23 protein-coding genes are annotated in these 17697 nt (G+C 58.8%); all 23 read right to left on the reverse strand.

From position 1 onward, the window contains the following. Positions 1–5 precede the first annotated feature (5 nt). The gene (locus AC19YQ_RS09455) at positions 6–128 is read right to left on the reverse strand and encodes a hypothetical protein (RefSeq protein WP_254925088.1); all 123 of its coding nucleotides are present in this window, start codon (positions 126–128) and stop codon (positions 6–8) included. Continuing rightward, positions 103–426, reverse strand: a complete 324-nt coding sequence (locus AC19YQ_RS09460) for a phage tail assembly protein (protein ID WP_500594996.1) — start codon at positions 424–426, stop codon at positions 103–105. Before AC19YQ_RS09460 ends, AC19YQ_RS09455 begins: the two co-directional genes overlap by 26 nt. A gap of 12 nt (positions 427–438) precedes the next feature. Next, complete coding sequence (locus tag AC19YQ_RS09465; RefSeq protein WP_095025770.1) at positions 439–942, reverse strand: phage major tail tube protein; 504 nt, start codon at positions 940–942, stop codon at positions 439–441. Between the two features lie 11 nt (positions 943–953). After that, positions 954–2117: a phage tail sheath subtilisin-like domain-containing protein gene (locus tag AC19YQ_RS09470; protein WP_500594997.1), complete on the reverse strand. Its 1164-nt coding sequence runs from the start codon at positions 2115–2117 to the stop codon at positions 954–956. A gap of 63 nt (positions 2118–2180) precedes the next feature. Beyond that, positions 2181–2648 carry a hypothetical protein gene (locus tag AC19YQ_RS09475; protein ID WP_500594998.1) on the reverse strand — a complete coding sequence of 156 codons (468 nt, stop codon included), beginning with the start codon at positions 2646–2648 and terminating at the stop codon, positions 2181–2183. Between the two features lie 13 nt (positions 2649–2661). Then, positions 2662–3489, reverse strand: coding sequence for a hypothetical protein (locus AC19YQ_RS09480; protein ID WP_500594999.1), 828 nt, complete (start codon positions 3487–3489; stop codon positions 2662–2664). Positions 3490–3496: 7 nt separating this feature from the next. Further along, on the reverse strand, positions 3497–5710 hold the full coding sequence (locus AC19YQ_RS09485; RefSeq protein ID WP_500595000.1) for a phage tail protein: 2214 nt from the start codon (positions 5708–5710) through the stop codon (positions 3497–3499). Continuing rightward, the gene (locus AC19YQ_RS09490; protein WP_500595001.1) at positions 5710–6513 is read right to left on the reverse strand and encodes a phage tail protein I; all 804 of its coding nucleotides are present in this window, start codon (positions 6511–6513) and stop codon (positions 5710–5712) included. Before AC19YQ_RS09490 ends, AC19YQ_RS09485 begins: the two co-directional genes overlap by 1 nt. Beyond that, positions 6506–7396, reverse strand: a complete 891-nt coding sequence (locus AC19YQ_RS09495; protein ID WP_500595002.1) for a baseplate assembly protein — start codon at positions 7394–7396, stop codon at positions 6506–6508. Before AC19YQ_RS09495 ends, AC19YQ_RS09490 begins: the two co-directional genes overlap by 8 nt. Further along, complete coding sequence (locus AC19YQ_RS09500; protein WP_133078406.1) at positions 7393–7719, reverse strand: GPW/gp25 family protein; 327 nt, start codon at positions 7717–7719, stop codon at positions 7393–7395. The genes AC19YQ_RS09495 and AC19YQ_RS09500 overlap by 4 nt, the downstream gene beginning before the upstream one ends. A gap of 4 nt (positions 7720–7723) precedes the next feature. Further along, positions 7724–8050, reverse strand: a complete 327-nt coding sequence (locus AC19YQ_RS09505; RefSeq protein WP_463986419.1) for a hypothetical protein — start codon at positions 8048–8050, stop codon at positions 7724–7726. Positions 8051–8105: 55 nt separating this feature from the next. Next, a complete protein-coding gene (locus AC19YQ_RS09510; RefSeq protein WP_500595003.1) occupies positions 8106–8687 on the reverse strand; it encodes a phage baseplate assembly protein V in 582 nt (193 codons plus the stop codon). Next, positions 8684–9175, reverse strand: coding sequence for a hypothetical protein (locus AC19YQ_RS09515; RefSeq protein ID WP_500595004.1), 492 nt, complete (start codon positions 9173–9175; stop codon positions 8684–8686). Before AC19YQ_RS09515 ends, AC19YQ_RS09510 begins: the two co-directional genes overlap by 4 nt. Next, positions 9168–9833 carry a hypothetical protein gene (locus tag AC19YQ_RS09520; RefSeq protein ID WP_500595005.1) on the reverse strand — a complete coding sequence of 222 codons (666 nt, stop codon included), beginning with the start codon at positions 9831–9833 and terminating at the stop codon, positions 9168–9170. The genes AC19YQ_RS09515 and AC19YQ_RS09520 overlap by 8 nt, the downstream gene beginning before the upstream one ends. Continuing rightward, positions 9830–10150 (reverse strand): head-tail joining protein, encoded by a 321-nt coding sequence (locus AC19YQ_RS09525; protein ID WP_500595006.1) that lies wholly within the window; start codon positions 10148–10150, stop codon positions 9830–9832. Before AC19YQ_RS09525 ends, AC19YQ_RS09520 begins: the two co-directional genes overlap by 4 nt. Positions 10151–10152: 2 nt before the next feature. Next, a complete protein-coding gene (locus AC19YQ_RS09530) occupies positions 10153–11148 on the reverse strand; it encodes a major capsid protein (RefSeq protein ID WP_401368335.1) in 996 nt (331 codons plus the stop codon). Positions 11149–11211: 63 nt separating this feature from the next. Beyond that, positions 11212–11556 (reverse strand): head decoration protein, encoded by a 345-nt coding sequence (locus AC19YQ_RS09535; RefSeq protein ID WP_237149479.1) that lies wholly within the window; start codon positions 11554–11556, stop codon positions 11212–11214. Beyond that, positions 11553–12713, reverse strand: a complete 1161-nt coding sequence (locus AC19YQ_RS09540) for a head maturation protease, ClpP-related (RefSeq protein ID WP_237149480.1) — start codon at positions 12711–12713, stop codon at positions 11553–11555. Before AC19YQ_RS09540 ends, AC19YQ_RS09535 begins: the two co-directional genes overlap by 4 nt. Continuing rightward, positions 12710–14194: a phage portal protein gene (locus AC19YQ_RS09545; RefSeq protein ID WP_237149481.1), complete on the reverse strand. Its 1485-nt coding sequence runs from the start codon at positions 14192–14194 to the stop codon at positions 12710–12712. Before AC19YQ_RS09545 ends, AC19YQ_RS09540 begins: the two co-directional genes overlap by 4 nt. Then, positions 14194–14400 (reverse strand): phage head-tail joining protein, encoded by a 207-nt coding sequence (locus AC19YQ_RS09550; RefSeq protein ID WP_218723570.1) that lies wholly within the window; start codon positions 14398–14400, stop codon positions 14194–14196. Before AC19YQ_RS09550 ends, AC19YQ_RS09545 begins: the two co-directional genes overlap by 1 nt. A gap of 2 nt (positions 14401–14402) precedes the next feature. After that, positions 14403–16427: a phage terminase large subunit family protein gene (locus tag AC19YQ_RS09555; RefSeq protein ID WP_237149482.1), complete on the reverse strand. Its 2025-nt coding sequence runs from the start codon at positions 16425–16427 to the stop codon at positions 14403–14405. Between the two features lie 4 nt (positions 16428–16431). Next, positions 16432–17004, reverse strand: a complete 573-nt coding sequence (locus tag AC19YQ_RS09560) for a terminase small subunit (protein WP_237149483.1) — start codon at positions 17002–17004, stop codon at positions 16432–16434. Positions 17005–17304: 300 nt separating this feature from the next. Then, the gene (locus tag AC19YQ_RS09565; RefSeq protein WP_237149484.1) at positions 17305–17628 is read right to left on the reverse strand and encodes a phage holin family protein; all 324 of its coding nucleotides are present in this window, start codon (positions 17626–17628) and stop codon (positions 17305–17307) included. Positions 17629–17697 lie beyond the last annotated feature (69 nt).

The following is a 17697-nucleotide window of genomic DNA, read 5'->3' on the forward strand; positions in this document are numbered from 1 at the left end:
ACGGCTCAATCCGTGAGCCACCACAGCATGCGATTGAACGGCATGGCCTCGATCTCGCTGGCCGAGAAATGAAATTCCCGGGCCAGGTGCTTGGCCGCCGCTTTAATCGTTGTAGGGGTAAGGTTCATCATCCTCGACCAGGCGAAAATAACCGGCCTGCAAGCGGTTGTAGTCCACCACTGTCATGCCGGCGATATCCTTGTCCCCCGCCTCAGTCAGGGACGCGAACAGGATCAGCTCGCGTTTCTCGGCGTCACCGCCGGACTGGACAGTGGCCTGCTGCACATCCTTGACGGTGGGCGCACGCAGTCGGATCTGGTTGACCTTGATCTGATTGATTTCGACCGCCTTGCGCAGGGTGATGGTGGCCCCGTCCTCGGTCAATTCCAGCCAGCTCGGCAGTTTCTTGGTAGTGATAGTGGTCATGTTCATTGTTCCTTAAAGGCCCAGGACGTTGCGCACGTCCGCCAGTTGGTCCACGCCATCGATGACGCGCACGGAGTTGATCGGATCGATTTCGTACATGACGCGCCCGTCGATTTCGAGCTTGTAGTAGGTCACGTCCACGGCGTACTTGAACTCCGCTTTAGAACCCGCCGACCACTCTCCCGGGTCGACTTCGCGCAGGCCGCCACGCAAGGTGGCCACCACACCGGTAGTCGCCCCCTTCAAGCCCTTGAAGGCCCCGCGAAACGACGCGTTGAAACCGGTCTGATCAAAAGCCCCGAAGTACTTCAGCACTTCTTTTCGCACGCCGTTGGTAGTAAAGCTGCACTCCAGCTTTTCCAGCCCCATGTCCATGCCCACCGGCGCATCCATGCCACCACCGCGGTACTCTTCGGTTTTGACGGTCAGCTTGGGCAGGCTCAGGCTCGGCACGTCGCCTTGAAGGCTCATCCCGTCCACGAACATGTTGGTGTTAAACAGGGTTTGCGGAATCATTGAACGCCTCCTTAGGCTTCCAGAACTTCAGTCAGCCACTGGTTAGTGACTTCAACTTGGAAAATCGGGTTTTCCGCCGGCGGCACATCGGTAAAGCGGATGGTCCAAAACACCTTGCCCTGCTCGATCTGCGTGGCCGTGGTCTTCTCCAGGTCGGGGTAGACCTCAAAGTTGATCACCGCGCCCTGCGCTTTCAGGTCACGCATAAAGGCGTTGATCGTCTCGGTTACATCCTTGACGTAAGTCTTGGTAATGCCCCGGTCGACCGCCAATTTCATGCCCGCCTGAATGGCCTCCATCACCATGTCGGTGGTGCGCACGCGGGTGACAAAGGCCCACTTGGAATCGCTCGACAGGGTGCGGTTGCCCCACAGGCGATAGCCGCCGTCACGGATGATGGTGGTGATATTGGCGCCGTTGAGCAGGTTGGCCCGGCAGGTCTTGTCGCCGTCCAGGTACTCGATCGGGCGCACGGTGCCGGTGATACCGGCAATCTCTTTGTTCGACGGCGACGACCAAAAACCAAAGCGCGAATCGGTCTGTGCAAACAGGCCTGCAGCGATCGCAGAACCCGGCACCGACACATCGCCGTTGAGCGTTGTGCTCCACTGCTTGACCGCCGGATCGACCATAAACAGGCGTTTAGAGCCGAAGTTTTCGGCGTAGGCGATCGCGGCCTCGTCGGTGGTGTTTGGACCGTCGATGATGCCGATGGCCTTTAGCTTGCCGGCCAGTACATCCATCGCAGTGGCCACCGCTTGCGTGGCGCTGTGCTTGGGCGCAATCACCAGTCGCGGCTGCAAGTTGAACAGGCTCTTGCCATCGAGCAGCGCCTGCATGCCGGTGCGCTTGCCGTCCGCCGCCACACCGCCAATGATCGAGCTGGTGAGTGCCGCCGCCTCGGTGCCGATCGGTACACCTACTGCGACAATCGCGGCAGCCGACTGGTTAAAGATCGCCTTACAGGCTCGGGTCAGCGCCGAGTCAGCGCCGAATGCGGCCACCGCTTCACTCTCACGGGTCAGCAGAGTGGGCACGTTGGCCGCCACCAGACCCAGTCCCGGAGTGAAGGTGTCGACCAGGCCAATGATCGAAGACGAGGGCAGCGCGATGATGCGGGCACCGGTCTCGACCAGGGCCACGGTAATGCCGTGAAAGAAGTCAGTAGAACTCATAGCTTTCTCCAGGCACAAAAAAACCGCTTTCGCGGCTGATTGGCCTATCCAGGGGGAATGGGGTTAGATCGCGTCCAGGGCCTCGACCGTCGCATCGCGACCGGCAATCACCGCGTCGACTTCTTGCAGCACGTCGAGCGCGGCCTTGCCGCTGATCCGGGCCGCCTCAATGCGCGCAGCCACCAACAGCCAGCCATCGCGGGCCTCAATGACTCGCGTCGCCTGCTCCTGCGGAGTGATTTGCAACGCTTGCGCTTCGGCAGACAGCAATGCATACGCCGAGGCGTCAGCAGGCGAGCCAGCCGCGATATAGCGTGCGGCCTCGTCTGCCTTGATCATATACATAGAGCCCTGGCCGCTGATCATCGTGGAATGCCGCGATCGAGCACGGGAGGCAGCACCATCAATCGACTGCTTGGCTTGTTCTGCTGCAGCCGCCGCAAGGACAGCCTCCGGCACCCCAGCGGCACGAGCATCTTCCAAAGTAAACGCGGAGTGGAAAAAGCCGTTGTGATTAAAATCCAATTGCATAATCTGCCCCGACTTAAAGAATGAGGTTAGTGATGATGTTACGAGGCAAGCCGTTGGTATCGAGCTTTACACCGCGCAGTAAGTCATTCAGCCAAGTAGCCCCAGCGGGCACGGTCATACCGCTCGCCGAAAACATCATTGGCGTACTGTCCATATCAATCAATGGGGTATTGGTCACTACAGGTCCAACTCGCGAGACCTTTACGATATAAAGCGACACGGTCGAAAGTTGACCGTTAATGGCGTTGCGCATAAAAGGGGTGTCACCCAGTTCAATCTCGCATGTATCTGCGTGAATAGTCCCGCTAGGAGAGTCACCACGGCGGATAAACCCCGTATAGGCGTTATTCACTAACGCGGCAGGCTCCACGTAATCCGCAGTGCGAATGCGAAGAGAGCGAAGCACCAAAGTAGAGCTTTCCACGCGAAAACCCGTGGTCATGTTGCTAGATCCAGCTGTGAATCCAGGCGTTCCGGCAGGAAGGCAAATATTGCGCAAGACTGGCTTAACCAGATATCCAGGCGCCGGCACGATAGTGATTCTCTTTTTAGCAAGTACAGCATCGCTGGCCAGCACAAACTCTTGACCACCTTGCAAATAAATAGTACCACCGCCTCCATATGGAAACGCATCAACAGCCTTGCCTACTGTTTTGAAAGGTTTGTCTACAGCGCCGGTCCCGGTAGCGTCATCCCCGAGCACAGCATCAACATAAAATGCTTTATACAGCCCAGGCGCAGCCTTAATAGCGGCCGCCATTGCTGCATCAATAACTTTGTTCTTCTCGCGAAAAGTTGCGACAAGTGCCGATGCCTCATTAAGCAAAGCCGACATACCCATAAAAAGTTTACTCCCGATTCTTCAACTTAAATTGCTCAAGTTCGTTTTGCAGTTGCTTAACGGACTTACTCAGCCCGTCAATTACATCTTGCTGCTCTGTCTGACCCCGCAACACCTGGGTAATACTGGTCGCCGTATCACCGGCCAGCGCCTCAGTCGCAGCCGCGCCGAAGCCACCTTCGTGATACAGCGGATAGACCGGGTAACGCAGACGCACAGCACCGGCTCCTGCGATGGTTGGCAGTACCGAATAGATGCCGGACGCACGGACCAAACGCGGCGTGCCTGCACCATCCTTAACCCAGCGCGAACTTGCGCCGGTATCCGCAGGATCTTGGTTGGCCACGGCATCGCCAAAAATCTCAGCCGGCGTAATGTAGTGACGCGAGCTGTCGTTGCGGCCCAGCCAGGCTGTCCCTTGCGTGATACCGTCCCCGGTCGAGACTTCCATCGTCGGGATGTCGTAGGGATTCCATCCCTCCAACGGGGTACGCAGGATCAACTCCAGGGGAATGGCGTAGCTGCGACGGTAGGTCTGCCCATCCGCCGCGAACGCGGCCACTTCCGGGCGCGTATTGGACGACACAAACAGTGATGGATCGTTGTAACTGCGCAAGCTCTTGGTACGGCCGCTGGCATTGCTCGCGTGCCCATAGCGGCGGTTGTAATAAGCGGCGTTCAGCAGCTCAGGGCTGTTCCACTTGGTCAGCCTGGTCACAATCGAGCTGTCGGTGTATTCCTCGACCAGGTCGCTCCCAGCACCGTTAAGACCCGGAACCTTGGCCATCAACTCGTCAAGCAAGTCGACTTTCGCACGGTCGTTATAACCACCCCAAGTCGGGTCTGCCGATAGCTCACTGTTGATGCGCCAACGCTGGATACGGCCAGCGGCGATCTGTTGGGCGTTTTGGTTCACATTCCAACGGCTCACCGGCAGGTCAAGCGGTGTCATCAACTGCTCGACGGGGTAATCCCCAACCGAACCTACATCGGCAACCGAGATCCGGTAACGCCAGGCCACATATTGCGGTCGGCCGTTCTTCATCACTTGGCGAATAGAACTTGGGATAAATGAACCGTTTTCGTTCCGACTGCTGTGTCCCGTGCTCCCCATCAACAAGGTGCGCGACAGCAAATCGCGATAGCCGTTGATTTCCTCCAGGTGCCGGAAGCTTTCAAACGTGTCGCCAATATCATCGGTCAACAGCTCGGGCCAGATTTCCAGCACCGAAAGATTCCAACGAAAGTGCGGCCGATAATCGCGAATACCGGTATCGCGCGCAGCAAAAGCGCGAAAGTACTCTTTCATTTCTTCGACCTTCGCCGGAGTACCAACGGCGGCATTCACCGAGGCCGGTGCCGGAGGCGGAGCCACGTCTGCCATTTGCAGATATTTGCCCGGAACCGCCCCACGCAGGCGATAGTCGTTGTGACGGGTCCGCACGTAGTAGCCATTGATCATGGCGGCGATTTCACCCAGACCGGCAGTCGCCAGCAGGTTTGAGTGGTTGTGTAGGTTGATCGAGGCATAGGAGCCGTCGAACGTGCGGTTAAATGACTCGGTGCCCCCATAACCGTATTGGCGACTGCCGAACACACCCGACTGGCCAAAGCCGCGCAGGATCTCCGACAGGTATTCGAACTGGCTCGACTCGGCGACCCAATCCGTTTCGATGAAGTTGGCCAGCGGGTACTTGTGGGCTTTGCCTGCCTCATGCTCGCCCGACAAGATGCTGGCCAACTCGGTGTCGACAAAGTCTTTCACCCAGGCCCGCGTAGCCTGAATGACTGTGCCGTCGAGGACCAACGTCACATTGTCGGCATTACTGGTGGTGAAAATGGTGCGAATGTTGACTTCGCGGCCAGCACCGGAGGCAATCAGCGGCTTGAACGATTCAGGGTATTTGCCGATGGCGTACAGCACACCCGTGTCTGTCCAGACGGCAACCTCACGAATCCAGAACCCCCCCACGCTTTGAGGGATGATCGCTTCGACCACCAGCCAGGCCGTGTTCGTTTTGTCTTGATACAGGTTGCTGAAGCTGCCTTCCCAGACCGTTCGCTTCAAGGCAACTTGCGTATCGACTGGGTTGTAGGTGGCTCCATTGCCGTCACCCACGCTCATTTTTACCAGTTTGATCGGCTTGCCTGAGGCCTTGCAGGTGGCTTCATATTGCATGCCGGCCTTGGTCAAAATCGTATAGAACTCTTGCGCTGCCATCACGCCTCCAACGGGTAAATAGTGGTTAACTCCCCCGCGTCTACAGTGATGGACTGACAGGCCGGTTCGGCCTGTTGCTCCAGCTCAGTGACCTGCAAGGGGTGGATTGTGGTTTGCTCGCTGTAAGCACTGCCAACCGCCTCTTTTGCGGGGTAGGCGTGTTGTTCCAGCAATGTGGGGTGCAGCGGGTACAGCGTCGTATCTTCGGTGGTCATGGCAATGCTGGCCGCCTCTCGAACGGCACAGGTGAGGTCCATCAACGTGACTTGTAACGGGTAAATCGTGGTGACTTCACCCTCTACAACACAGGCACCGAACCGCAGGGAGCTGGTTGTTTCCAGGCTGATGCGCAGGAGATTCATGTGCCGACTGACCGGCTTGGTGTCCTCAATAAGCCGGATCAGCTCCTGGCACACTTTCTCGGTGAAGCCGCCATCCCGAACCTCGACCTTCAACGCAAAGGTGCCCGGTTCGCGTTCAGGCAGGGTCTGCCACCACTCTTCCACGTCAATGACGTAGCCCAAGGACTCGGCCACCCGTTTCAACGCACCCACGGTGCCCTTACGCTTGTGGATCTCGAAAGAGTCTTTAATCACCTTGCGCTTGATCGCTTCCGACCAGTCAGGATCCCAGCGATCGACACTGCGCTGAATGGCCAGCCAGGGCAGCAACTCAACCGGACAGGTGTCCGGTGAGTTCATGCGGCGAAGGACGTTCGGCAGATCCGGGTTTTCCATCGACACCAGGGCCAGCGCCTGCTCCAGCGTCGTGCGATTCGACGGCAACAGGCTGGCATCACTCATCGGTGCCACCGAACGCCACGCTAAAACCCGTGCAATTGGCGGCCTGATGATCCAGCACCACCACATCCGCAACCGGGTGGACCAGTTCCACGCGCTGCACCCGCGACACATGCAAGGCGGCATGGAGCGCCGAACGACGGATATCCCGTCCCAGGCGGCGCTGGGTATTGATGTAGCGATTCAGGGACGACCGGGCCTCAGTCAGGATCAGCTCAATCTCTGGCCCCGGGTAGAGGTACAACACAGCCTCGATCCGGTAGTCGATCAGGCCGGCAGATTGGACCGTCACGCGGTCGCCTAACGGCCGCACATCCTCATCATTGAGCGCGACCCGCACCTTTTCCAGCAGATCCGCCGACGCCTTACCATCGCCCAGACGGCTCAGGATGCTGACCAGCACCGTGGCCGGGCTCGGGCTGCTGGCCCGGGCATCCGCCACCCGGCCATCGGCCGACATGGCGTGAAACACGTAAGCATCCCGAGGGCCAGCAATCGACAGGCCCTCAAACGCAAACAGCGTGCGCTCCACCAGGGAATCGTCCGACTCGTACTGCGCCTCGATCGGCGGCACTGCAGCGGAGTCAGCCTCGACCACGGTCAGGCGTTTTACGTTGTAGTTGGCCGCCAGGTGATCCAGATCGCTGTCACGGGCGTAGGCCAACAGCAGCGCCTTGGCCGCATCGTTGATGCGCGCCCGACTCATCATCTTGTCGTAAGCGGCCTTTTCCAGCAGCTTGACCACCGGATCGGACTCCAGCGCTGCCGACCAGCTGTCCCCCATCAAGCCGCGAAAGTCGGCCAGCGCTTCCTGATACAGCGCTTCAAAATCCAGTGATTCCAGTACAAGCGGTGCTGGTAAACGGGACAGGTCCAGTGTGCTCATACAGTCACTTCCAATAGCTTGCTGTCGCCCAGATAAGTGCCCGACAGGCGAAAGGTGATGCGCCCATCAAGAACTGACAGGACTTGAACCTGTGTCAGCTCCAGACGCGGTTCCCATCGTTTCAGGGCACGCGCAGCTTCAGCCTGCACAGCGCTTTTCCAACCCTCACTGACAGGCAGGTCGACAAAACGGCGGATTGTGCTGCCGTATTCCGGCCGCATCAGCCGCGAGCCCAGTGGCGTGGTCAAGATGTCTTCAATGGACTGCCTCAGGTGATGAACGCCCGAGATAGGCAGCCCGGTACGGCGGTCCATTCCGATCATGGGTCTACTCCGACAGCAGCTCTAAATCAGCGTGACCATCGAGATACGCACGCGCTTGGGCGTCGATAACCTTGACCGAAACACGCCCTTTGCTGACCTGCAGCAAGCGTCCGCCCGGCATCACCAGGCTGCGAGAGGTGAACAGTTTGTCCTTGTAGACCACTACCGCCGCCAGCTCTTCGGCGCTGAAGTCGGCCGCCGTCTTGATCGGCACCGCAACGGCATCGGCAGTCATAGGCACCGCCACGGCATGCACGGTGATCGGTACAGCCACGGCGTCCACCGGAACCACGCCGGCCGTCTCATCGGCCTTAATTAATTTGCTCGCCATAATTTCCTCCAGGCATAAAAAAGCCCACACGCGGCGGGCTGGTTGAAGGTTTGGTTTAATGCTTGTGGTTCGGCGTGTTACCACTGGTGTCGATGATCGCGCCGCCACCGTTGATATCGCCCGTCACGCGCAACCCGCCGTTGATAAGCACTTCGCCGTAAATCGTGACGTCGCCATCGAGCGCGATCGTCCCCGACGTGACCACCACAGCGCTGTCCGTAACGGTCGCCGACGACCCGCCGACCTTGATATCCACCAAGCCAGTCGGCAGCACAATGCTGTAACTGTGGGCCAGCCAGTCGTAAGTCAGCGACCCGCCATCGTCGAACAGCCAGCGCTCGACGTGATCGCGGTTATCCGGGGCTGGTCCGGCATCGCCAAACAAGCCCGGCACAAAGGTGCCTTGTGACACGTCGCCGCTCGGGCTAAGCAAAGCACCCTGCTCGCCCATACTGGGCACCCGCCAGTGCCGTGCCTTACCCGCCGCCTGACTGTGCCAGCGCACCCAGGCACTGACCCACTCGCCATCAGACACCCGACACATGGGCGGCCTGACAGTCAGGTCAAGGGCGACCACATAGCAACTCTTGACCACCCCGGCGATCATACGGTCGTGCTCGGCCAGGGCATGGCTCATGGGTCAACCTCACCGCCCACGCTGAACACCAACGAGCCCGGTTTCTCATCCGGCCACGGCCATTCCGTTTCACCCAGGTAAATCGTCTGGGTCCACTCAACCAGCCACACGGTGTACCCATCCAGCTCCGGACGGGTCCAGTCCTGCGTTGAACGCTTGAACTCGGCAGGCTCAACCGCCAGGCCCCACGTCTGAGTGCGCAACAACACCGCCAGTTGCGTGGCCAAGTGAATGGCCTGCTGGTAATGCTGGTCGCAGATCACATCGACAATTATCCGGGCTTCAAAGGTGACGTTCAGGGTGCTTTCGCCGGTGCCGATATCGGTACCGGGCTCAATCTCGGCGATATCGAGAAACACTGCCGGCAGAGGGATGTGCTGCTCAATGTCAGGCCAGAATCGGACCAACTGAACACCTGACAGTTTCTCCTGCAGATGCTGTTCAATGGTTTGATACAACAGGTCGAGGCTAAACGGCTGTTCAGACACGGCGCGTCCCCTTCAGGTATTTCTGCAGTTCAAAGTTCATTTCTTGCCGGAGGATCTGCAGCAGGCGCTCATCGGCCTTGCGGCTCCAGGCTTCGAAGTGAGGTCGCACCGAGTCGAGCGAAATCTTGGCCTTGGCCAAAGGAAAGCGATCGCTGTTTTCCCCCACAAAGCCGGAGCTGGCCCCGGTCTGCGAAGTGACTTCGCTATCGGGGTAGTCAGCCCGGACGAAGTGTTTACTGGCGGTACGGATCCAGATATCGGCCTGATTGCCGTACACTTTTTTATAGAAGGCGCCGCGATAGCGACGACTGCCCACCGACACACCGGCCTTGGTCTGCCGTGGCCGCCCACTACGACTGGCTTCCAGCGGGTTGATGCCAAACCAGAGTTTGCCGCGCATCGCGCCGCCTGCGATCGGATAGCTGCGCAAACGCTGCCGCACCGCCTTGACCGCGATTCGCTCCTGCTTGCCCACGGCCCGGGCGATATGGGTGCTGAGCCAGCCCAGGGTTTTGTTGATCGCACGGCGTTGCGCATTGACAGCGGCTTTGGGTACCAGCGTGGCAAGTGCTGCAAACGCTTTCAGGTCCTCGGACGAGACCTGAATATTGAACATCCCGCTGCTGGCCCTGTTCTCACTAAAGCTGCCAATGCTCATGCGCGTTTCCTCAAGATCAGCGATACCAGGCTATCGCCGCCGGGCTCCAGCTGCAGCAGGTCGTAGTCGCCACCGCCGTCCAGCTCGGGCAAGTCGATGGTGACCAGTAACCCTTTGCTAAGGCCATCCGAGTCCGCGACCCGCACCACGAAGTGAGGCTCGCGCAAGCCGGTGTTGAGACGGCCAATCTGCGGCTGTTTCCACGGTGCCGAGAACATCCCCAGCACCGGTTCGGCGCGACCTTCGATGCGCGCGGTATCGCCCAACACGTCGAAGATCACGTTGTCGATATCGGCCACCAGATCACGAATGCCCACGGTTACAGCTCCAGCAGGATCTGCGCCAGGGGACGCGTGCACATGTGCAACGGGTTGGACTGAGCTTCGCCGGCCATGCCTTTGTTGAAGGGCAGTGGCTCGATCTTGCTGTAATACGGAATGCCCTGAGTGTTGACCGTTTCCATATAGTCGGCCGGGGCGAACACAGAGATGTACAGATCAGGGACGCCTTCAGGGATCAACAGCGCCTTGTCGTCATGGATGAACGACACGCCCGCGACCTTGCCGCGATAACGTTCCCATACGATGCCACCGAACTCGAAGCTTTCACGGGCATCGCCGCGCAGGGACGCGGCCTGCATGGTGTTGAGGTAGGTTTCCTTGACCGATTTGTGCGTGACCAGCTTGTTCCAAAAGTTCTTGCCGCAGAATGCGCGAGAGCCGGTACTGGTGATGTTACCCAGCGCATCTTCCTGCAGGTCCAGGGCATCGGAGCAGCGCACACGCAACTCCGTGGCCTGGTCGTTGAGGCCCATCGACTGTTTTTTGCGCGTGACACCAAAGGTCTTGTAAAGATCAAGCAAGACCGTGGTGCCATCGGCATCCAGAATCTGGCCGTTCAAGGCACCCATGCGCTGGAATTCGTGGGTGGCATCCAACTGACGACGAGCCTTGGACAATCGTCGGTTGACCACGTCCTGCACGGCTTGCAGCTCACTGCGGGTACCGAAGGCACGGATGCCCTGAATCTCGTCCGCCTTGATGGTGAAACGTTCCGGCAAGTGCACGGTGTTGAAAGGGATCATGTGACGCTTGGTACCAGCGACCACCAGGCCGGAAGTACCGCGTTCACCCGCTGGTACCAATGCCAGAGTGTCACCGTCTTTTTCGATCTGCACGGTCAGGGTGGTGATGCCTTCTTCACGAAAAAGGCCGAGGCTGCTGATGCGACCCGGCAAGTACTCCTGATCATTGAGTGCAGCGGTCAACGACGAAACGCTAAACGCATCGTCTTCAAAAATGGCGATATCGGCCATGAGGTACTCTCCAGAAACGAAAAATCCCGCACTGGGCGGGACGGATAAATAGGGATGCTCGCCTTAGCGAACGATCAGGAAGTGGGCAGCCAGTGCTTTTTCAGCAGCAGGATCGAGGCCGGTCAGGTGCACTTCGCTGATCTCCGCCAGGCGCACCACGGCGCGACCGCGACGCACAACATCCGACTCACCCAGCGGGCCGTAGAGAATGGCGACGGCGTTTTCCGTACCGTCCTCAGCAGTCGGCTGATACGGCGCAAACTCGCCGGTGGCGGTGATCAGGCCCAGAACCTGGCCTGGCTCAAGCGCAGCGCCGGCCGCAACGTTGATCGCTTCACGCGAGATGTTGCCGGCACCCTCAGACAAGAGGAATTCACCGGCGTGGCGCTGTTCGTATTGGATCGTCATGCTCTCGTACCTTTTGCAGATTTAGATTGACCACTTTGCGCCGACTGACGCGCCGCCCAGATCGAGGGTGGATCAGGTTGTTTGGCCTGAATTTTCGGTACTGGGTCATCGCTGATCGGCAGGCTGTTGTCGATTTCAAAGCCCCCGCCACTGACCAGCTTGTCGAACAGTCGCCCGCGCACCGCTTCGGCGCTGAGCCCAGCCGCGACAAACTCCTGGGTGAACTCCGGCAAACGCGCAGCCACGCACAGGTCGCGCACGGCCTTGGCGTTGGTCAGCGCGGCATTAACTGTGGCCTCGTCGGCCAATTTGGTATGACTGATCAACGACTCGATCAGGTTGCTGATACCGGCCGTGTTGCAGCTTTGAGTGATCAACAAGGCCAGCTTGGCCGAATCGACGATGGGCGGATTTTCCGGTTCTGGTTTCACGGGCTCCGGGGTAGGTTCCGGCTCAGGCTCAGGCTCCTCCTCCAGCTGGGCCAGCAACGCTTGCGGTGCATGCTGGTAACGCTGCAACGCACCGCCCTGGCCGAGGCAGGCTTTGACCGTAACGCCCTCGCCCACTTCGTCAGCCAGGCCCAAAGCCACCGCCTCACTTGCCGTGAGCCATGTTTCGGCATTGACCAGGCGTCGCAACTCGACCTCGTCAATGTTCGGCGCCTTGGCTTTGTAGGCCGCTATGATGGCCTCCATTGCTTGATCCAGCGCCGTGGCGACCTTGCGTAAATCCTCAGCATCGCCAGAGGCATAGGTCCACGGGTTGTGGATCATCAGCATAGCGTTGGACGCGATCACGACCTTGTGTGCGCCGCATACCGCGACACTGGCCGCGCTGGCTGCCAAGGCATCGACTCGGCCGGTGCAACGCTCGCCCAGTCGCGAAAGCGCGTTGTGAATGGCTAGGCCGTCAAACAAGTCACCACCGACGCTGTTGAATGCCACCACGATTGGCGACGCACCATCATCGAGTGCTGCAAGGTCGCGGACAAACTGGTTGGCAGTGATGCCCCAGGTGCCGATCTCGCCGTAGACGTAGACCTCGATGCTGCGGGTCTCAGCCTCGCCTCTGGCCTTCAGGCTGTACCAGTGTTTGTTTTGCGGCGCTGGTGGGTCACCGGCTTTGTTGAAAATCCGTAGCGGGTGCTGCTTGATCATGGTGTCTCCTTGTCAGCGGCCGGTTCAGGCTGGTCGACGAGCGTTTTATAGTTGAGGCCAAGCTTTTGGGCGCGGGCCTGATCGGCAGCGTTTTCAGCATCCACGGTTTCGGCGTCATAGCCCGAACGCAGGACCATTTCGCTGCGGGAGTTGAAGCCCGCGTTGACCTCCATCATTCGCGCCTGAATGTCCTGCACCGGTTGGATATAGGCCCAGCCCTGCGGCACCCAGCGGGTGCGCAGGTATTCGCGACGGCGCTGCGCGTAATCGTCCAGCTTGAGGCGACCGGCCAACACCGCCATGTCCATCCAGGCGGCCCGAACCGGGCGGCACAGTTGGTGGACGTACACACCAAATTGCAGTTGCTCCAGGCGACGGCGGAATTCGTTGAGCACAACCCGCAGCGCCCGGTCGTTGACCTCGCGCATATCACCGGTGAGAATTTCGTAAGGCGTACCGGTACCGGCCGCAGCGGCCATCAGCTGCTGCCGCATAAAGTCCGGGTAGTTATTGCCGGCGTCCGGTGGCTTGGAAAACTCCACCTCTTCACCCGGCCCCAGTTCCTGCATGGTCCCTGGCTCCAGCGCGACCATCGGCGTGAAGCCGTCGCGGTCTTCGGTCAGTAACTGGCCGGTGACCGGGTCGCGGGGTTGCTGTGAAGCTTCGGGCGGTGGCCGGGAGATAAACCCGGCAAACAGGTTGGCCACCTCTTGACGAAACAACACCGCGTCGTCGTAGTTGTCCAGGCTGCGCAAGCGCTTGAGCACCGGCGCCAAACGCGGCACGCCACGCAACTGCCCAGGTTCGACCGGCTCAAAGATATGCAGTACTTGCTCGGCCGGTACACGCACCAATTGGTTGTAACCGGCGCTCAGTGACGAGGCATCGCGGGGGTGAACCCGGTACATGTGATACGCCACGCGCTGGTGGGCCGGGTTGAACTCGATACCGGCACGGATGCTGTTGCCGTTTTTGGCCGGTTCAAACTTGTCGTGCGGCACAAATTCGGGAGCCAGTACCTGGAGCTGCAGCGGTACCGCCAGATCTTCTTCTAGACCGCGAGGCCGTAGACGCACAAAACATTCACCAGCCGTTTCCACGGTGCGCGCAATCAAGGCCTGCTGGCCGTAGAAGTCGGTCAGGCCATCGGCGTCCGACTCGTCCACCCAGTCCTCCCACAACTCCTGCTGCACTTTACGCAGGGCATCGTCATCGATCTTGGGTCGCGGAGTGATGCCGGTACCGATCAGGTTGCTAACGCGTTTGTCGATGACGTTGAAGGCATACGGGTCATTACGCACTGCCGCCCGCGAACGGGCCCGCAGGTTGCGCAAGGCCGGGGTGTTGATACTGTTGATGCCGACATCGGGGGCGTCCCAACTGGCCGAGCGCCTGCCCTCTCCGGCCCCTTCGTAACTGGCTTTGATCCGCTCCGGCAGCAAAAAGCCGTTGCGGGTCAGGGTTGGATATTGGCGCGCCATTAGAGTCCCTTGCCTCCGTGGTAAAGCCGCATGACCCGCGAGCGCGGCCCGGCAGACGCGACCAGCGACGTGCGGATCTGATCGCGGGCCTTGAGCAGCTCATCCACCGTGCGGTACTCCACGGTGCGGTCGGCGTAGCGCACGGTTTTCTCGCCGCGCGCGATGGCCGACTCAACCGCGTCGAGGTGCTTTTGGGTAAAGGACATAATCAGCGTCTCTTGAGATAGCCGCTGCTGGAGCTGCGACGTTGAGGGGGTCGTGCAACCGGCTGCGGTGACGCCGTCGGTGTTGGTACGGGTGATGGAGCAGGCTCAGCTGGTTGCTGCGTCGTCACTGGTGTGGATGCAGGCGGAGCGACGAGTCGCTCCGCTCTGACTGGTTTTTCACCGGTCGGGCTGGCTTGCGCCAAAGCTTGTTGTATCCGCTCCCAGTCACGCTCCTGGTACCGGTTTATGCCCAAGTAATGGGCCATCGCCAAGCAATACACCATCAGGTCGAGGGCTTCGTTTCGGTCGCCCTTGCCCTTCGTCCATTCGATACGAATGGTGTTACCGCGGACGTATCGAGCGACCTTGCGCTCAGCCACACACTGGTCGAAGAACTCGTCAGGTAAGTCGTTGGCAAAGTGCAAAGCACCAGGCCCGTCTTCAAACGGGTACCGGTTGTAGATCCAATCCTTGGCCGTATCGGTACCGACAAACCACAACTCCGCGCCGTTACGTTCGGTCTGACCCTTCCAAGTAACGTCGACCATCGAAGGACGTTGAGCAATTACTGGCTTGCCCGGCTTGCTCGCACCTTTGATGGCGAAAATATTGCGCCAACGACGCACGCGGCAGAACTGATACACCTCGTCGGTGTGATGGCCGCCGGAGTCCACACCGGCCGCAAGTATCGCCAGTTCAACACCACAAGGATGCTGATAGCGGGCTTTGAGCTTTTCATCCAACACTGCCCAAGTGCGCTCGTCCGCTGGGTCACCCCAGATCACTTGGTGATCGATGACCCAACGCTCCATCCCCACACCAAAGCCCATCACCATCAGTTCAAGACGGTTGGCCTGCGTATCCACGGAGGCAGTGAGCATCAACACACCCGCAGGCATTGTTCCGAGGGCGTAGGTTTCCAGGCGCGCCCGGGCGACCAACACTTCGGCCTTGGTTTGCTCTTGGGCGCTATCCCATACTTTGGCAAGACGGGTGTTATAGAACACCTGCATCAGCCCCATATCGCCTTTGCTCTGAGCTTTTTTCGCCTCCTCAAATTCCTTCGCAAGAGTGCGCCAAGCCAGCCAGCCTGTCGGTGAGTACAAGGCGTTGAGGTTGAAGCCAACGGTCTCGCCATCATTCATTGAATGGGCACGCCATTCGCCACGGGCGAGCATGTCAGTTTTAAAGTGCTCCTCAATCAACACATCACAGTCGGCGTTTTCGCACTGGTAATGCACGACGCTGTAATCATCGTTGTAGTGCAGTCGCTCCCACTCCAGCACCTGCATGTGCCCACACGTTGGACACGGCACGTAGTAGTAACGCTGGTCACTGGACTCAAATAAGGCCGCAATACGCGACGCGCCCTTGAAGGTTGGCGAACTGGAAAAGTAGATTTTTGCGTTGCGTCCAAAGTTGGTCGCTCGGGTTTCTGCCAGGCCAACAGGGTCCCCTTCTTGGCCTACATCGGTTTCCCAACGATCGACTTCGTCGCCGTAAATGTAACGCGCCGACAGCTCCGACAAGTTGGCCGCCGAGCCTGCCGTGGTGACATACAGCGAGCCACCCTCAAACTCCTTGGTATCCATAGTATTACGACCATCACGTGACCGATTGGCGGCTACCCGCTCACGCAGTGCCGGGGTTGCCTTGATGGTCTTGCTGATTCGACCTGAAACCCGCTTTGACAAACTCAGGCTTGGCAGAAGAGCCAGGATGTTCGATGGAGCCATGTGAATCAGCCCGCCGATCCAGTTCAAGGCAATCTGGGTTTTCATCAACTGTGACGCCACCATCGTGACCACACGCCGACAAGGATGTGCGGGGGACAAACAGCGCATGGGTTCACGCGCATAGGGCGTACGGGAGGTGTGGTATTGGCCGGGCTCAGGCGCTCCGGTGTCTCGTGGAATCCGCATGTATTCATCAGCCCACTCATCGATCCAGAGATCAGGATCGGGGCGTAGCCCACGAAAATACGACTCACGGTACACCTCGGCACCGTCAGAAAATTCCGTGTGCATAGATTCAATTCTGGGTCAGTGCATGCTCAAGGTCCGCTGAAGACAAGCGCTCAGTTTCTTCCAGCGTTCGACGGATAATTGCCGTCAGGTGTTTTTCGATTAACCAAGGATCTGTCATAGCGGCCAGTTCATGAGCCATCTGCGGAAGCGGTCCAAAGAGTTGGTCACGCAAAAGACGGCCAGCGTTGTATGCGGCGATTTCCACCCGACTTCGCTCAACCAAAAGTCCCTGTCGCTCCTGCAAATCAATCCCGGCCAACTGCGCCAGATTGTGCTCGCGTAACGCCCGGGCTTCTTGAAAGTTGGGCTCGCCCTCTAACGACAATTGCACTGACGGGAGAGATGCCTGCTCACCACCATTACGCTGAGCTCTGCCCTGCTGGTGACGAGCCGCGACACCGGCCTTGCTCGGGTCAATCGTTTCGAGAATCAGCGCTTCGGTGGCGAGAACATCGACCTTCTTTCCGTCCGGGCCCAGGACTAACCGGTTGCTGTCTTTTAGTTGCGTGACATAGCTGGGTGACCGATTGATGCGGTCCGCAAAGGCCTTTTTGGATAGGTAAATGGGCGTTGTCATGAGCCTTTTCCCCGAGCCTGTTCTTACTGAAATTTTTAGCTGAAAATTTTTCTAACTGAAATCCTTACTGAAATTTCTTTAAAGCCTTATCAAGCGTGGCTTACAGCCCGATTATTGAAATTTCAGTAAGGCATATTTCAGTAACTTTTCAGGCCTGCGGCTAAAAATTTCCCGCGGGTTTCCGACCCCGTAGCCCCGGATATTCCCCAGGGTCCCCGCCAAGGCTTGAGAGTCGAGAAGTATTATCATTTGCAACAAAAAAGTTGTAAAAACAGCAAAAACTGCTCATAGCCTCACCTTTCATTGGTTGCGCGTGTTGATGCCAGCCTTTCTCGCCAAGAACTGGGTGTAAAGACCGCCAGCGACATCGGCACCGATCACTGCGATAACGATGCCCAAGCCTGCCGCCAAGTAGAGATTGCTCCATACAGCCATTGCGAGCAGCAGCGTTGCCATACCCAGTAGACCTGACGCGAGAAAGCGTAAAGCCACACGCTGCAGAATCTGCCGAAGGCCAAGGTCAGAGCCTGAAGCTCTCAGCATTTCCCCGGATAACCCGGCCATGCTCAGCAGTATCAGCAACCAAAGGGGTACATCGGTGAGAGCTTGATGCTCAGTGTTCATCTATGGTCCTCAATAAATTCGGGGTATATGTCCCTGCCATCCGCTTGGAGAAAAGTGTCAGGCGTAGAC

This window comes from Pseudomonas sp. MF06569, assembly GCF_059862735.1.

Coding starts and splice junctions, on each gene's coding strand:
- AC19YQ_RS09535 (WP_237149479.1), bottom strand. CDS start 11,556: ATGACGATCCAATACGAACAGCGCCACGCCGGTGAATTCCTCTTGTCT.
- AC19YQ_RS09530 (WP_401368335.1), bottom strand. CDS start 11,148: ATGGCCGATATCGCCATTTTTGAAGACGATGCGTTTAGCGTTTCGTCG.
- AC19YQ_RS09490 (WP_500595001.1), bottom strand. CDS start 6,513: ATGAGTGATGCCAGCCTGTTGCCGTCGAATCGCACGACGCTGGAGCAG.
- AC19YQ_RS09475 (WP_500594998.1), bottom strand. CDS start 2,648: ATGCAATTGGATTTTAATCACAACGGCTTTTTCCACTCCGCGTTTACT.
- AC19YQ_RS09460 (WP_500594996.1), bottom strand. CDS start 426: ATGACCACTATCACTACCAAGAAACTGCCGAGCTGGCTGGAATTGACC.
- AC19YQ_RS09495 (WP_500595002.1), bottom strand. CDS start 7,396: ATGAGCACACTGGACCTGTCCCGTTTACCAGCACCGCTTGTACTGGAA.
- AC19YQ_RS09555 (WP_237149482.1), bottom strand. CDS start 16,427: ATGCACACGGAATTTTCTGACGGTGCCGAGGTGTACCGTGAGTCGTAT.
- AC19YQ_RS09565 (WP_237149484.1), bottom strand. CDS start 17,628: ATGAACACTGAGCATCAAGCTCTCACCGATGTACCCCTTTGGTTGCTG.
- AC19YQ_RS09485 (WP_500595000.1), bottom strand. CDS start 5,710: ATGGCAGCGCAAGAGTTCTATACGATTTTGACCAAGGCCGGCATGCAA.
- AC19YQ_RS09550 (WP_218723570.1), bottom strand. CDS start 14,400: ATGTCCTTTACCCAAAAGCACCTCGACGCGGTTGAGTCGGCCATCGCG.
- AC19YQ_RS09540 (WP_237149480.1), bottom strand. CDS start 12,713: ATGATCAAGCAGCACCCGCTACGGATTTTCAACAAAGCCGGTGACCCA.
- AC19YQ_RS09480 (WP_500594999.1), bottom strand. CDS start 3,489: ATGGGTATGTCGGCTTTGCTTAATGAGGCATCGGCACTTGTCGCAACT.
- AC19YQ_RS09470 (WP_500594997.1), bottom strand. CDS start 2,117: ATGAGTTCTACTGACTTCTTTCACGGCATTACCGTGGCCCTGGTCGAG.
- AC19YQ_RS09500 (WP_133078406.1), bottom strand. CDS start 7,719: ATGATCGGAATGGACCGCCGTACCGGGCTGCCTATCTCGGGCGTTCAT.
- AC19YQ_RS09505 (WP_463986419.1), bottom strand. CDS start 8,050: ATGGCGAGCAAATTAATTAAGGCCGATGAGACGGCCGGCGTGGTTCCG.
- AC19YQ_RS09545 (WP_237149481.1), bottom strand. CDS start 14,194: ATGGCGCGCCAATATCCAACCCTGACCCGCAACGGCTTTTTGCTGCCG.
- AC19YQ_RS09510 (WP_500595003.1), bottom strand. CDS start 8,687: ATGAGCCATGCCCTGGCCGAGCACGACCGTATGATCGCCGGGGTGGTC.
- AC19YQ_RS09465 (WP_095025770.1), bottom strand. CDS start 942: ATGATTCCGCAAACCCTGTTTAACACCAACATGTTCGTGGACGGGATG.
- AC19YQ_RS09560 (WP_237149483.1), bottom strand. CDS start 17,004: ATGACAACGCCCATTTACCTATCCAAAAAGGCCTTTGCGGACCGCATC.
- AC19YQ_RS09520 (WP_500595005.1), bottom strand. CDS start 9,833: ATGAGCATTGGCAGCTTTAGTGAGAACAGGGCCAGCAGCGGGATGTTC.
- AC19YQ_RS09455 (WP_254925088.1), bottom strand. CDS start 128: ATGAACCTTACCCCTACAACGATTAAAGCGGCGGCCAAGCACCTGGCC.